The sequence below is a fragment of the Legionella sp. 27cVA30 genome, assembly GCF_024160945.1.
Classification (GTDB): Bacteria; Pseudomonadota; Gammaproteobacteria; order Legionellales; family Legionellaceae; genus Legionella_A; species Legionella_A septentrionalis.
In genome coordinates, this window is the sequence record NZ_JAMYXK010000002.1 from 268,127 (window position 1) to 282,074 (window position 13,948).

Sequence of the window (13,948 nt, forward strand, 5' to 3'; positions counted from 1 at the left end):
AATAAATTACCTGGATGGTTTAACAAACATTTAGTTTAAGTCAGTTCATGAGGTACAATAGCGCGTACTTTTCACAATGGTTGTGATTGAGATGCCGAGTAATTATGGAGAGAATAAATGAGTAAAAATATGCTGCTCAATGCAATTAAAGAACATGACGCCAAATTTATTGACTTAAGATTTACCGATACGCGCGGAAAAGAACAGCATATTACAATCCCTGTATCTGCTGTATGCGATGATTTCATTGAAAACGGGAAAATGATTGATGGCTCCTCATTCAAAGGCTGGCAAAAAATACATCAATCCGATTTGGCTTTAGTACCTGATTTAAGCAGCATTCTTCCTGATCCGTTTTACCAGGAAAATACATTATTTATTCGTTGTAACGTAGTCGACCCGCAAACCATGCTGGGTTATGAGCGCGATCCACGTTCATTGGCGCAACGAGCCGAAGCTTATCTGCGCTCTACAGGGATAGCGGATACAGCATATTTTGGTCCTGAACCTGAATTTTTTATTTTTGATGATGTAAGATTTGAAACCACCATTAGTGGTTCATTTTACAAAATTGATTCGGAAGAAGCCCATTGGAATTCCGGTAAAGCAGTGGAAGGCGGCAATATCGGCCATCGTCCTACCATAAAGGGTGGCTATTTCCCTGTACCTCCGGTGGATTCTTCCCAAGATATACGTTCGGCTATTTCTCTTACGTTGGAAGCATTAGGCATTGAAGTTGAAGCGCATCATCATGAAGTGGCCACCGCCAATCAATGTGAGGTCGCTACCCGTTTTAATACGCTCACGAAAAAAGCAGATGAATTGCAGATCTTGAAATACGTGGTTCATAATGTTGCGCATAATTATGGTAAAACAGCTACCTTTATGCCCAAGCCCTTGGTAGGAGATAATGGCAGCGGCATGCATTGCCATCAATCATTGATGAAAGACGGTGTTAATTTATTTGCAGGCGATCAGTACGCCGGTTTATCGGAAGTGGCTTTGTATTACATTGGCGGAATCATCAAACACGCCCGTGCCCTAAATGCATTCACAAATCCCGCCACAAACAGCTATAAACGGCTGGTCCCTGGGTTTGAAGCTCCTGTTTTATTGGCTTATTCTGCACGCAACCGTTCCGCAGCAATTCGTATCCCGCACGTGAGCAGTGCCAAAGCACGCCGCATCGAAGTCCGCTTCCCAGACCCAACTGCGAATCCTTATCTTGCCTTTGCGGCTATGATGATGGCAGGGCTTGATGGAATACAAAATAAAATTCATCCAGGGCAGCCCATGGATAAAGATTTATATGACCTGCCTCCTGAAGAATTAATTGATGTGCCTACTGTATGCGCATCGCTCGATGAAGCAGTGGAATATTTACACAAGGATCATGAATTTTTATTACAAGGCGATGTGTTCACCAAAGACTTTATCCAAAGCTATATTGAGCTTCGCAAGCAAGATATTGCCCAGGTGCGCAGCCTGGTGCATCCATTCGAATTTGAATTGTATTACAGCAATTAAAATTCGCGCCTGCTTCTGTCTTCGTGGATTCGCGAAGACAGAAGATTCATCGATATCAACCAAGAGCTATAATTCTGGGTTTGACAGGGATGGAGTCCTCAATTCATGAAAAAATTTCTTCTTTTTTTTACTTTAATTCTGCTGGCATCTTCATTATTTGCGCAAATATATAAATGGACAGACAGTAACGGAAATGTCCATTTTAGTGATAGACCGCATCCAGGTGCCAAGAAAATTGATTTGCCGCCAGTGCAAACTTATTCGCCGCCACCTGTTGCGGATGAAACTCCAGAAGCTCCAAGCACAGCAACTTTAGCCCCGTATACCCGTATTGCAATTACACAGCCGGAAGATCAAGCCACTATCCGTAATAATCAGGGAAGCATAGGGGTGCTGGTACAGGTGGAGCCCGCTTTAAGGGCCGGTGATAAATTACAAATTCTTTTCGACGGCGCCGCCCTGGGACAGCCTCAAACCACAATGGCTTTTGAGTTGCAAAATATTAATCGAGGCTCACACACCATTGCCGCTCAAGTCCTTGATGCAGAGGGAAATGTATTAATCACCAGCGAATCCATCACTATTTTTATGCATAGGCCAAGAGTGGGGATGGTGCCGGCAACGCGACGCGGCCCTTGAAATTTGCCGCTTTACCCACATATTCAATAGCTGAATTATTTAGCGCATAAGCTTTTTATTTTGCGATTGAATAGTCGGAGATGGTGAATCGTCAATAATTAATGCTTACAGGAGATTTGTTAATGGTGAGTAAACAACAAACCATGGGGTTTCAAACTGAAGTTAAGCAAATGTTGCACTTGGTTGTGCACTCGCTTTATAGCAATAAGGAAATCTTTTTACGTGAATTAATATCCAATGCCTCGGATGCTCTTGATAAATTGCGCTTTCTGGCGCTGGCAGACAGCAAACTTTACGAAGGGGATTCCGATTTAAAAATAACCGTTGCAGCAAACGAAAAACTCAAAACCATTACGATTAGCGATAATGGGATTGGTTTGAGCTGGGACGAAGCGGTTGATAATTTGGGTACCATTGCGAAATCAGGCACTAAGGAATTTATCAGTCATTTAACCGGTGAGAAAGCCAAGGACTCCCAACTTATTGGGCAATTTGGCGTTGGTTTCTATTCTGCATTCATCGTTGCTGACAAAGTTACTGTGAAAAGCCGCCGTGCTGGGTTAAAGCCAGAAGATGGCATCGTTTGGGAGTCCAGCGGGGAAGGGGAATTCACCATCGGGCAAGAAACTAAAAAAGACCGTGGCACCGAAATTATATTGCACTTAAAAGAAGATGCCGAAGAATTTTTAAGCGATTGGCGGTTAAGAAGCATTATTACCAAATATTCGGATCACATTTGTTGGCCTATTGTGATGAAAAAGACCAGCACCGAAGAGCAAGAGACAAACGAGTTTGAAACCGTCAATAAAGCCACTGCCCTTTGGACGCTGCAAAAATCTGAAATCAGCGACGAAGAATATAAAGAATTATATAAACACATTTCCCATGATTATCAAGATCCATTGCTGTGGTCGCATAACCACGTCGAGGGTAAGCAGGATTACATCAGTTTATTATACATTCCAAGCCATGCTCCTTTTGATTTATGGCAACAGGAAACCAAACACGGTTTAAAACTTTATGTGAAACGTGTTTTTATTATGGATGATGCAGCGCAATTTTTACCCCGCTATTTGCGTTTCGTAAAAGGGATTATTGACGCAAGCGATTTGCCGTTAAACGTATCCAGAGAAATTCTTCAAGATAACAAGCAGGTTGACAGCATACGTGGCGCTTGTACAAAACGCGTATTAGCCATGCTTGAAAAATTAAGCAGCGAAGATCCTGAAAAATATGACGCATTCTGGAAAGAGTTTGGTTTGGTACTAAAAGAAGGACCTATAGAAGATTTTACTAATCGCGACACTATAGCCAAATTATTGCGTTTCGCCTCTACTCATACGGATTCCGAAAAGCAAACTATGTCACTTAAAGATTATCTCGGCCGCATGAAAGAAGGGCAGGACAAGATTTATTATATTACTGCCTCCAGCTATAATGCTGCCAAACATAGTCCGCATCTGGAAATATTTAAAAAGAAAGGCATAGAAGTTCTATTATTAAGCGATCGGGTTGACGAGTGGCTGGTAGGTTACCTCAGTGAATTTGAAGGTAAAAAATTGCAGTCTATCAGCAAGGGAAAAGTTGAACTGGAAGATGTAGCTGACATAAAAGAACAAGAAAAAAATCTTGCTCCAATGCTTAAGCATATAAAAGAAGTGCTGGGCGATAAAATTAAAGATGTGCAACTGACTAACCGCCTGACCGACTCACCTGCTTGTATAGTAGCCGATGAACAAGATATGGGGTTGGAAATGCAACGCATTCTGCAGGCAGCAGGGCAGCAATTGCCTAACACTAAACCCATATTTGAAATCAATCCGGAACATGCGCTCATCAAACGCTTGCATGATATCCAGGATGATGTCAAATTTGCGCAGTGGGTCGTAGTGCTTTTTGAACAAGCCGTTCTCGCAGAAGGTGGGCAGTTAGAAAATCCTGCTGATTTTGTCAGCCGCGTTAATCAATTATTACTGCAATGATCCATCGATAGCCAAGAACCTGGCCAACCACCAGGTTCTTAAGAAATAAAAAGCTCACTGGAAATAAAAAAGGCTCGTTTTTAAGCGAGCCTTTTTTATTTTTCGAAATGTTATTCATCAGTCAGACGGAAATATTTTGTACCAAAATAACGTTGCAATTTTTTACGTATTGTCCCACGGCTAATTCCTAGCATTTTTGCAGCTTGCAGTTGATTACCGCGACGTTTTTCCATCACAGCTTGTAAAAGTGGAGGCTCAACTTCCGAAAGAATCAGATCATAAAGGTTGTCAATAGATTTGCTTTTATTCTCAGCAAGAAAACGACTTACCAATCCATATACCAAGTCTTGGAGACCTTGTTCCTGCTTTAAACTATTATTAGAAAGGTTTTGTGTTTCAGTAACAGTCATTTATAACTTCCTTATTTTGGTTAAAACATACTATTCCAGGTACTTTCAAGACTGAAAGCAAAATTAATTGTACATGAAGGATAATTAATAAGCCAGTTCGAATTGAATATATCTTACGGAATTTTAATATTTTTTTGTCATTTTAATGTGTGTTGTGCCATCTATAATAGCCAGGGCATTAACCACGTAACAAAGATCTGCATTGCTGCCATTCTGGGAAAAATTTATCCATTAACGCATAAAAACGCTTATTATGGCTGGCTTCCAATAAATGAATTAATTCATGCACGACTACATATTCAATGCAAATTAATGGTTTTTTGATCAAAAATAAATTAAGCCATATGCGTTTAGAATGCGGGTTACAGGTTCCCCAACGTGTTTTCATGGCTTTGATTCCCCAGCTAGTTACTTTAACTCCAATAAGGGTTTCCCATTTTTGAATTAAGTCCGGCAACAGTGTTTTTAATTGTTCCCTATACCAGTGCAAAACCAAGGCTTCTTTATTAATGGTGTCGTTTTTTATAAAACAATACAGATAAGATCCTTGCAATTTGACATAATTTTTCTTGCAGGCAGGTTGAATTAAAAGTTCATAATTATTCCCTAAATACAAATGTGATTCACCCGTTTTAAATTCCAAATTTTTTTCTGTTTGTTTTGAAAAACGGAGGTAATGTTTTCTTATCCATTCCTGTTTATTTTGCAGAAAATTAAGAATGGATTCATCAGTACAAAAGATAGGGGCGCTGACTTTAATCTGACCTCTGGCATTAATTCTTAAGTTTATGTTTTTAACTCGTTTTCTCTCAAGTTCTATTTCCATTTCCTGTAATGTTAATTTGGTTAAACGATTCATGACAACCCTAAAGATTATCTTATCCACAAAAACTGTGGATAAGCTTGTGTAAATGTTCTTAACGTTTAAAACCGAAATTAAGAGTAATGATTGTCTCCTGAGACAAAGGGCAATTATCCTAATAGCGCTGTACGCTCAATTAGCGCTGCAATGGTGCAATCGGCTTCATGAATGGATAGGGAGTTTTTCACTTGAGACAATTGCCTATGCATATGAGCTGAAAAAACTTCGTTGCTTAAAAGTTCTGTCATAACGCCAGTTAACTCTTTGGGATTGCAGTCATATTGCAGGAGTTCAGGTACCAGCATTTTATTCTTAAGTAAATTACATAACCCTAAATACTTAACTTTGATGAGTTGGGAAGCAAGTAAATACGTGAGCCAAGATGCTTTATAAATGATGCACATGGGTTTGGCCAAAAGCGCACACTCCAAGGAGGCGGTGCCTGATGCAACTATTACATAATCGCTACAGGCGGCTACTTTTGGGGCTTGTCCTTGAATTAAAGTGTACGCATCTGTTGCGGTATCCTTAAAATAAGCCTTGATTACAGCAGGAGATATGGTGCCTGCAATTGGGATTGTAAAATGCAAATCACTAAATGCCTGGTTTAAAGAGTGCAGGGTGCTTATCAAAACAGGCATATGACGCTCAATTTCATGCGTTCTACTACCGGGCAGCAAAGCGATTAAACGCTTTGCTTTGGGTAAACCCAACTGTTCACGGCTTTTTGCCTTGTCTTGAGAACAGGGCATGTGGGTAACTAATGGATGCCCTACATAACTTACTGGAACGCCTGCATCTTCATAAATTTTTTTCTCAAAAGGCAAAATTACTGCCATATGATCAATGTACTTGCGGATGGTGTGAATCCGCCCGGCCTTCCAAGCCCAGATTTGCGGACTGATGTAGTAAAGGATGCGAATGCCGAGTTTTTCTTTCGCAAACTTCGCTAAACGCAGATTAAATCCCGGATAATCCACAAGAATAAGTAAATCCGGTTTATTTGTAGCAAGATGAGTTTTTATTTTTTGAAACGCTGCTTTAATCACTTTAAAATGACGAAAAACTTCCGAAATACCAGTCACGCCAAAACGGGCCAAATCACTAATCAGCTCAACGCCTGCTGTTTGCATATGACGGCCGCCGATGCCGCTTATCTCCAACTCCGGATATTTCATTTTTAATTCGCCGATAAAAGAAGCGGCATGCAGATCGCCTGACTCCTCTCCGGCTACAACCACAAGGTGCTTAACTGGGCGCATATCGTGCTGTAAGATTTTTATTGATTAAAGCGGTGATTTTTTCGGCGGTTGCCAAAGCTTCACAGCCTTCTTGTCCAGTAACCAAAGGAGATGTGTCGTGTTCAATACAATGAATAAACGCTTTTATTTCCTCAAATAATGCATCCCCTTTTTCGAAGGTGGATTCATGGCGGATGATTTCAGGGATCCCCGGAAACATTTCGCCGTCGCCTTTCTGAAACACAGCAAATTGTTTATTTTGAAAATCAATGGAAATATAAGTATTAGGCTGGAAGATTCGAGTTTTACGCTCTGTTTTAAAGCTGATGCGACTTGCTGTTACATTAGCAACACAATGATTTGCAAAAGTGATTCGGGCATTGGCAATATCAATTGATTTGGTTAAAACTGGAGCCCCTTGCGCGTCAATATGCACTACAGGACTTTGTACGATGGTTTGAATAATGTCGATGTCATGAATCATTAAATCCAACACCACATTCACGTCTGCACCGCGAGGATTAAACGGTGCAAGCCGTTGCGATTCAATGAACAAAGGTTGTTCCAGATGCTCATCTAGAGCAAGGCGGGCAGCATTAAAGCGCTCCAAATGACCAATTTGCAGTTTGGCTTGATGGATAGAGGCAAGAGCAATCAATTCTTGAGCCTGCGCCACTGTTTCAGTCATGGGTTTTTCCAGCAAGACGTGAATTCCCTGTCGCAGGCAATCTTTTGCGATGTGATAATGTGCGCTGGTTGTTGCGGCAATGCTGACTGCATCCACTTTCCCGAATAAATCTTGATAATTGATAAAAGCTTCAGTGCCTAATTCTTGGGCTACAGCTGCACACACAATGGGATCTTTGTCGCAAACGCCAACCAGCTCCACTTGCTCCAACATGCGATATTTCTGCGCATGGAAGCGACCAAGGTATCCTACGCCGATAACGGCACATCTGATTTTACTCATAACAAACGAATTGGTAATAATTTGTGCGTATTATTGCATTAACTATACGCCATATCAATTTTTGCAACCGAGAAATATCCTTAAATTTCTGCCTGCATCGGATTAGGAAGGATAAACAGACATGGTCGGAGTAGGGGAAGGATTATGCAATTTTTCTGTATTAGCCAGTGCTTTTTGCAAAGGCTCTTTTAATGAAGAAACAGCATTAGGGTGCTGTTCCAGGTAACCTTTGGCTAATTTGATTAAATCCGGATCTTTGGGAGCCGCAGTGAGGGCTTTTGATAATTGTTCAACGGCTTGTTTACGCATATCATGGCTGAAATTTTTATACTCTGCCTTGGTTGATTGAAGATCCGCATCGGTTAAGTTGTTAAAGCCGCCTTTTTCAATAGCTTTTTGACATAACAGCATGCCATGAACATTGACATGGCAATTATGGGTAGAACAATTATCGTATTTTTGCGGTTTTTGGGAAATGACATGAACAGGTTCTTTGCCTCCGGTGATTTCGCTAAGACGTGCCATTTGTTGTTCGTGAGAATATCCTTTCACATGTCCACTCATCATGTGATTGATAAATTGCGGTGTTATTTTGCTTAAATCGTCTATACGGTAAATTTTAGTACCATGCTCACCCGGTTTAACACTGCCTCCACAATCTGTAAAAGTAAGGTAACCTGATTTGCCATCTTTATCAGGCACGACTGATAAAGCCATGGCATGCCCTTTACAGGACGTGGGAATGGTCGTAACTTTTCCAGATTGTATGCGCTCTGCCAGCTGCTCTCCGGCTGCAGGCATGCCTTTCGGCGTATTATTAACATATGCAGCTGTCTTATTTGCAAAATTGAACGCATCGGCAATTGCTTTAATATTTTGATCGCCAGGTTTGCTGCCGGAATAAGTAGACACTGTATCCGTCATCAATTTATAGGTGGGTCCAATATTAGCCCACATGGAAAATTCTCCGCTCTCACTTGTTGCAAGGACGCCTAAACGCAAGCCAAACGATTTAATGGGGGAAAGTTTTTCTTCTGTTACAGGCGGTGGTAAACCTATCTTTTGCGCAGCCTCGCTGTCGCGCGCAAAATTAAAAGTAGCTTTTTCCGCAGGGCCTACGATTGCCCCGAAATCCATTAACTGCTTCGCTGAGTAAAAGTCCTGATTTTGAAAAGCTTGCTGTAAAGGACTGCGCTTAAAAGAGCTTTGCACCTGGTTTAATGCACTAGGAATATCATCAAAACCTTGTTGCTTAACAGCTTTTAGCAATTCTTCCTGAATTAATTGGCGATTTTTCTGCTGCATCAAATCCAAAATAAGATTAAACAGTGCATCATTTTCTATTGTTGCCTTTTCAGCCTGTTCTTTTTGCGCCGTAGATACTTTAGCCAATATGTCCAATAGTAAAGAATCTGAAGAAGGATGCGCCATGGTGACTCGCCTTTCGCTAAAACCAGTAAATAAATTATAGGCTTATTCTATTTTCCGGGCAAATTTTTTCGCTGATTGAACTTTTATCATGCAGATAATGCCTAGACAACTTTGACGCAGCAATTGCCTCTTAGAAAGCTCATGATTCTATAATCTAAAGCGATATGGTAGGCTGTCACACGGTATTCTGAGGCTGTTCAATCCATTATTTTTAAAAGCAATTTCTTCAAAAAGTAACTTTGCTTGAAATTAAGCCGTAATATAGATTAACTTGTAATGGGTCAAATAAATTTTTCCCTGTATGCCCACTTTCATCTATATAAAAAAACATAGGTTTTCCTTAACACGCAGCCCTAATTTAATTATAGGCTGTTATATGACTATTTTTTGTACATAGTATTTTACGTAGTCGGGTTTGAAAGATATGTTCTAAATACTGAGATATGATTTTATATACGGTTAGCTAATTTTATTAGTACTGTTTCAAAGATGGTTAATGAGTTGTTTGATCTGTTAATTTCACAGAAATAGATTGTTCGCCTGAAATTATTTTTTTTATGCCTTCTCTTACATAGTATTGATATTCTTCTTCCTGTCCGTACGCTTTGGGTGTATATACAGCCTGTCTTAAATGTACATCATCAAAATGGTATTTTAGTGAGCTTGCCATTTTGCCTAATAAAGATACAAATAATCTATCTCTTTCTTTTACCCAACTAGCTAATGCTTGTTCGCTATTGTCATGTTGCTGACAAAGACAGTCTAAATAACACTTCCAGGCATCTGTTATTTCTCTCTCATCATAAAATTCTGTGTCGATCATATTAAGCGCTCGAACATGATCCAAAGATAACCTCGCTCCCCTAGTAGCCATTAATGTTTTAAATATATTTAACTTGACGTTCTTCTTTTCTGAGTATCTTTCTTTCAATTTTTGCACCTGAACTGCAGCTATTGGACCTACTAAAATGGCTATGATTGTTAAAATGGATGTTAAATCCATCTTGTTCTCCAAGCTAAAAATATTTGAAGTACCTTGGTAAAAGAAAACTAATCTTTAATTTGGCTATACCCAAATTTAAAAACAACATTAAAATTTCCACATAAAAATCATAAATCATTGATTTAATTGGCGTCCCAGGCAGGATTCGAACCTGCGACCTGCCCCTTAGGAGGGGGCCGCGCTATCCAGCTGCGCCACTGGGACTAAGCTGGCCTAAGTCTAGCGTTTAAGCGCTTAAAAGACAATAAAGCATTCCTGCAAAGCGATAGAATCTGCAACTTATTTCCAGTAATTGAATAAGGGGCCGTCTTTCCCAAACACTGGATCACATTTTGGCAAGCCGAGTTTTTGGATGTTTTCCTCTGCTTGTGAAAGCTCTTCTGCTTTACCATACAACACATCATATTCAACATCGATAGGATAAGCACCCACGCATTTAAAGTCAGCTGTGGAATCCATATTTTTATGTGAAATGCCAGCAGGGAAAATAATGACATCGCCAGCTGCAATATTGAAAATTTTCCCTTTATTCCCGCCAATTTGAACTGTGCATGCACCTGAGAAAATTACCAGAGCTTCATGAGTATTACTATGATAGTGATGGTAATCATAAATAGTATCCACCCATGAATTAATCCAATGGTTTTCTGTTAAAAGCGCTTGAATGGATTGTGGGGAGGAACTTTTAATAACTTCTTTATAAATGATTAGCGGCAAGCGTGAATTACCCGGAAAATAATGATTGGCAGGGATTAATTCGTGAATAACTTCCTTTGGCTGCACGGGTTTTAAAGCATCCATGTTTACATTCCTCACATACCAACGTAGTTAGGGCCACCGCCACCTTCCGGTGCATACCATACGATGTTTTGCCGGGGATCTTTAATATCGCAAGTTTTACAATGAATGCAATTTTGCGCATTAATTTGCAATCTTGGCCCTTGCTCGCCTGCAATAACTTCATACACAGCGGCGGGGCAATAACGAATTTCCGGTGATGCATACACTTGATAATTAACTTTAATTGCCAGTGATGGATCGCGAAGTTTCAAATGAGGAGGCTGGTTTTCTTCATGAAATGTATTGGTTAAATACACAGACGACAATCGATCGAACGTTAACACACCATCCGGTTTTGGATAATTTATCTTTGCACTTTGCGCAGCCGGTTTTAAGGTCGAATAGTCTGCATGATTTTTTAATGTCCACGGGGATTTTCCACAAGTAATGTATGTCTCAAAAGCCGCGTTAAGAAGGCCGCACAATAAACCATGGCGAAATCCCGGGCGCACGTTTCGCACCGCATATAATTCTTTTGCCAGCCACGATTGTTTAAATTTCTGCGGGTAAGCTGTCAATTCCACGGATTCTTTGGTTTCCATGGCAAAGGCTGCGAAGCATGCTTCAGCAGCGAGCATCCCGGATTGCATGGCTGTATGGATGCCTTTAATTTTTGGAACGTTTAGAAAACCGGCCGCATCGCCGATGAGCGCGCCACCTGGGAAGGTCAATTTGGGTAAAGATTGCCAGCCTCCTTCATTCAAAGCACGGGCTCCATAGGCAATACGTTCACCACCTTTGAATAATTCCCGGACGAAAGGATGGGTTTTAAACCGTTGCATTTCTTCGAATGGGTTTAACCAGGTATTCTGATAATCCAACCCAACTACAAAGCCGATTGCAACCCGATGATTAGACAGATGATAAATGAATGAGCCCCCATAAGTAGCTTGATCCAAAGGCCAACCTACGGTGTGAATAACTCGCCCTTGCTTATGTTGCTTAGGGGAAATTTGCCAAATCTCCTTTATTCCCAACCCATAAGTTTGAGGTGAAACTCCTTGGCGCAAATCAAACCGGTTCATTAAATTTTGGCTTAATTGGCCGCGACAACCCTCAGCGAATAAGGTTTGTTTGGCATGCAAATGCATTCCAGGCTGGAAGTTTGCAGTTTTTATGCCATTTTTATCTATGCCAACATCGCCGGTCGCCACGCCAATTACTTCGCCCTGCCCATTGTAAAGAATGTCCGTTGCGGCAAAACCCGGGTAGATTTCACAGCCAAATTGCTCGGCTTGTGTCGCTAAAAACCGACAAAGATCACCTAAACTTATAATAAAATTGCCTTTATTATGCATGGGCTTTGGAGTAGGGAGGCGAAAGGCACGTTTTGAGCTCAAATAGTAAAAAAAATCCTCATTTACTGGCGAATCCAGGGGGGCTTCTTGCCATGTATCCGGCAATAATTCTTGTAAACTTCTTGGCTCTAAAACAGCGCCGGACAAAATATGCGCACCAACTTGAGCTCCTTTTTCAAGAATACAAATACTTAAGGTTTTATTAGCTTGAGCAGCTAATTGTTTAAGTTTAATTGCGGCAGCCAAACCAGCCGGGCCTGCTCCTACAATAACCACATCGTATTCCATTATTTCGTATTCCATGCATCCACCTAATCCTATTAGCCATGAAGCACCGATTCTTAACTGTTTTATTTCAATGAGTCAAGCGCGGGCAGAAGAGAATTAATTCTAGATAAACTGAAATTATTTTTTGCTTAAACCTCAATTGCTAAACTAGCGAACCATGTCTGCCTTGCCTGGCTAGAAATTATCATAATCAGCAATAGTCTTTGTGATTTTTAGGCAGATCATTTGTATTGTGACATGATCACCCATTAGCCACTAGGGAAATCATGTTTTTATGCACCGATACACGAGACAATGGCTAAAAAATAACAACGTAATCTCATACCCAGGACGGGATGGTCACTTAGTTTGAGCCTATAATTTAAACATACTATACGGCAAACTATGGAGGGTTTATGTATACGTTTAAAGATAATGATATTCATGCCTATAAGACCCAGGCACGTACAATTACAGTAATTAAAGGGAATTCATCTGTACTGTACCCTTTTTACACTTCTTCCGGATTTAATAGTAACAGCAAGGAAACCTGGTTCCCCTGGATGGGTTACTTGGACTATCCTGATAAAAACCCTGCTGAGGGTAAAATTTATATGGTGAAACCAGTCACTTGCAGCGTTTCCAAGGAATCAGCTGACATTTTAAAGAAATACCTGGTAGAAAAAGCTTCGAAACAATGCATTACGGAAGGTTCAGATGAAGCGATATCCAAACTTATTGAAGAAAAATTTGACCATAGGGCAGCTATGATGTTTGAAATTGGTACTGATGATGAGAAGATAATCAAATTTGTAAGGGAGCATTATCAAACAGTTGCTGATTCGTTTATTCGTCGCATGGGTAATGATGAAGCTTTAGCAATTTCTTGTTCTTTGGGTGGTGGGGAATGGGATAAATATCCTGAGATGCGAAAAGAAATAATGGGTGCAAATTCCACAGCGAAATTTATTAAACCCATTGAAAAGATAACCTACACGGAGAACCTTGTTAAAGATTTGTCTGAAACAGAAAAAGAGGAATTAACTGATTTTAAAGGCGTCGCTTGTGAAGGTAAAGTTAAAAGGAGTCATGCGGAAATGGCAACACATTTGGAAAGCATAATCCAGCAAGAATCTAAACGCTATGTCTCTAAATATTTTATTCAAGAAGAAAAAGATTTTCCTACGACTGAACAAGTGAATGAACTGGTTCAAGCAACCCACCACGCTCGAGAACTAAGAGATAAATATGTTGGCTGTATCTCTAAGCTTGTACAAAAGGAGCGACAAAAAGAAAAGGCGAATCAGCCACATGACGGTGGTATGAGCCCGCATTAATGAAATTTACAAATAATAAGTTACTCTAAGTTAAGCAATGGGAAGCTAAGACCTGCAGGTTGTGTTGTGTAAAATCTTTTGCTTCCTGGCTGATTTTCTTATCCTGTAAGGCACTGATTGTAATAGTAGATTTTTCTACCT

The 13,948-nt window shown here is 40.4% G+C and carries 13 protein-coding genes and 1 tRNA gene; 4 read left to right on the plus strand and 10 right to left on the minus strand.

The genetic code is table 11. The features are described 5' to 3' along the window. The first annotated feature begins 117 nt into the window (after positions 1 to 117). The 3 genes from glnA (at position 118) to htpG (ending at position 4,148) form a co-directional block, all read left to right on the plus strand. Complete coding sequence (glnA, locus tag NKV53_RS06550; protein WP_126954902.1) at positions 118 to 1,527, plus strand: glutamate--ammonia ligase; 1,410 nt, start codon at positions 118 to 120, stop codon at positions 1,525 to 1,527. A 105-nt stretch (positions 1,528 to 1,632) separates the two neighbouring features. After that, a complete protein-coding gene (locus NKV53_RS06555; protein ID WP_126954903.1) occupies positions 1,633 to 2,166 on the plus strand; it encodes a DUF4124 domain-containing protein in 534 nt (177 codons plus the stop codon). Between the two features lie 122 nt (positions 2,167 to 2,288). After that, positions 2,289 to 4,148 (plus strand): molecular chaperone HtpG, encoded by a 1,860-nt coding sequence (htpG, locus tag NKV53_RS06560; protein WP_253350877.1) that lies wholly within the window; start codon positions 2,289 to 2,291, stop codon positions 4,146 to 4,148. Here htpG and NKV53_RS06565 read toward each other — a convergent pair. The 10 genes from NKV53_RS06565 to NKV53_RS06610 all read right to left on the minus strand — a co-directional run bounded on the left by NKV53_RS06565 (position 4,126) and on the right by NKV53_RS06610 (position 12,506). Then, the gene (locus NKV53_RS06565; protein ID WP_253350878.1) at positions 4,126 to 4,266 is read right to left on the minus strand and encodes a hypothetical protein; all 141 of its coding nucleotides are present in this window, start codon (positions 4,264 to 4,266) and stop codon (positions 4,126 to 4,128) included. The genes htpG and NKV53_RS06565 overlap by 23 nt on opposite strands. Then, the gene (locus NKV53_RS06570) at positions 4,259 to 4,558 is read right to left on the minus strand and encodes a helix-turn-helix domain-containing protein (protein ID WP_126954905.1); all 300 of its coding nucleotides are present in this window, start codon (positions 4,556 to 4,558) and stop codon (positions 4,259 to 4,261) included. The genes NKV53_RS06565 and NKV53_RS06570 overlap by 8 nt, the downstream gene beginning before the upstream one ends. 178 nt (positions 4,559 to 4,736) lie before the next feature. Next, positions 4,737 to 5,417 carry a M48 family metallopeptidase gene (locus tag NKV53_RS06575; protein ID WP_253350879.1) on the minus strand — a complete coding sequence of 227 codons (681 nt, stop codon included), beginning with the start codon at positions 5,415 to 5,417 and terminating at the stop codon, positions 4,737 to 4,739. A gap of 113 nt (positions 5,418 to 5,530) precedes the next feature. Beyond that, entirely contained in the window at positions 5,531 to 6,682 is a 1,152-nt protein-coding gene (gene lpxB / locus NKV53_RS06580; RefSeq protein ID WP_253350880.1) for a lipid-A-disaccharide synthase, read from the minus strand. Continuing rightward, complete coding sequence (locus NKV53_RS06585; RefSeq protein WP_126954908.1) at positions 6,669 to 7,631, minus strand: Gfo/Idh/MocA family protein; 963 nt, start codon at positions 7,629 to 7,631, stop codon at positions 6,669 to 6,671. The genes lpxB and NKV53_RS06585 overlap by 14 nt, the downstream gene beginning before the upstream one ends. Positions 7,632 to 7,733: 102 nt before the next feature. Next, positions 7,734 to 9,062 carry a Dot/Icm T4SS effector AnkD/LegA15 gene (ankD, locus tag NKV53_RS06590; protein WP_127111228.1) on the minus strand — a complete coding sequence of 443 codons (1,329 nt, stop codon included), beginning with the start codon at positions 9,060 to 9,062 and terminating at the stop codon, positions 7,734 to 7,736. 493 nt (positions 9,063 to 9,555) lie between these two features. Then, a complete protein-coding gene (locus NKV53_RS06595) occupies positions 9,556 to 10,065 on the minus strand; it encodes a DUF6680 family protein (protein WP_253350882.1) in 510 nt (169 codons plus the stop codon). Between the two features lie 127 nt (positions 10,066 to 10,192). After that, a tRNA-Arg gene (locus NKV53_RS06600) sits at positions 10,193 to 10,269 on the minus strand. A gap of 75 nt (positions 10,270 to 10,344) precedes the next feature. Next, on the minus strand, positions 10,345 to 10,866 hold the full coding sequence (locus NKV53_RS06605) for a cupin domain-containing protein (protein WP_253350885.1): 522 nt from the start codon (positions 10,864 to 10,866) through the stop codon (positions 10,345 to 10,347). Positions 10,867 to 10,877: 11 nt separating this feature from the next. Continuing rightward, positions 10,878 to 12,506, minus strand: a complete 1,629-nt coding sequence (locus NKV53_RS06610; RefSeq protein WP_253350886.1) for an electron transfer flavoprotein-ubiquinone oxidoreductase — start codon at positions 12,504 to 12,506, stop codon at positions 10,878 to 10,880. Between the two features lie 380 nt (positions 12,507 to 12,886). Here NKV53_RS06610 and NKV53_RS06615 point away from each other — a divergent pair, with 380 nt between their 5' ends. Continuing rightward, the gene (locus tag NKV53_RS06615) at positions 12,887 to 13,807 is read left to right on the plus strand and encodes a hypothetical protein (RefSeq protein ID WP_127111531.1); all 921 of its coding nucleotides are present in this window, start codon (positions 12,887 to 12,889) and stop codon (positions 13,805 to 13,807) included. Positions 13,808 to 13,948: the final 141 nt, after the last annotated feature.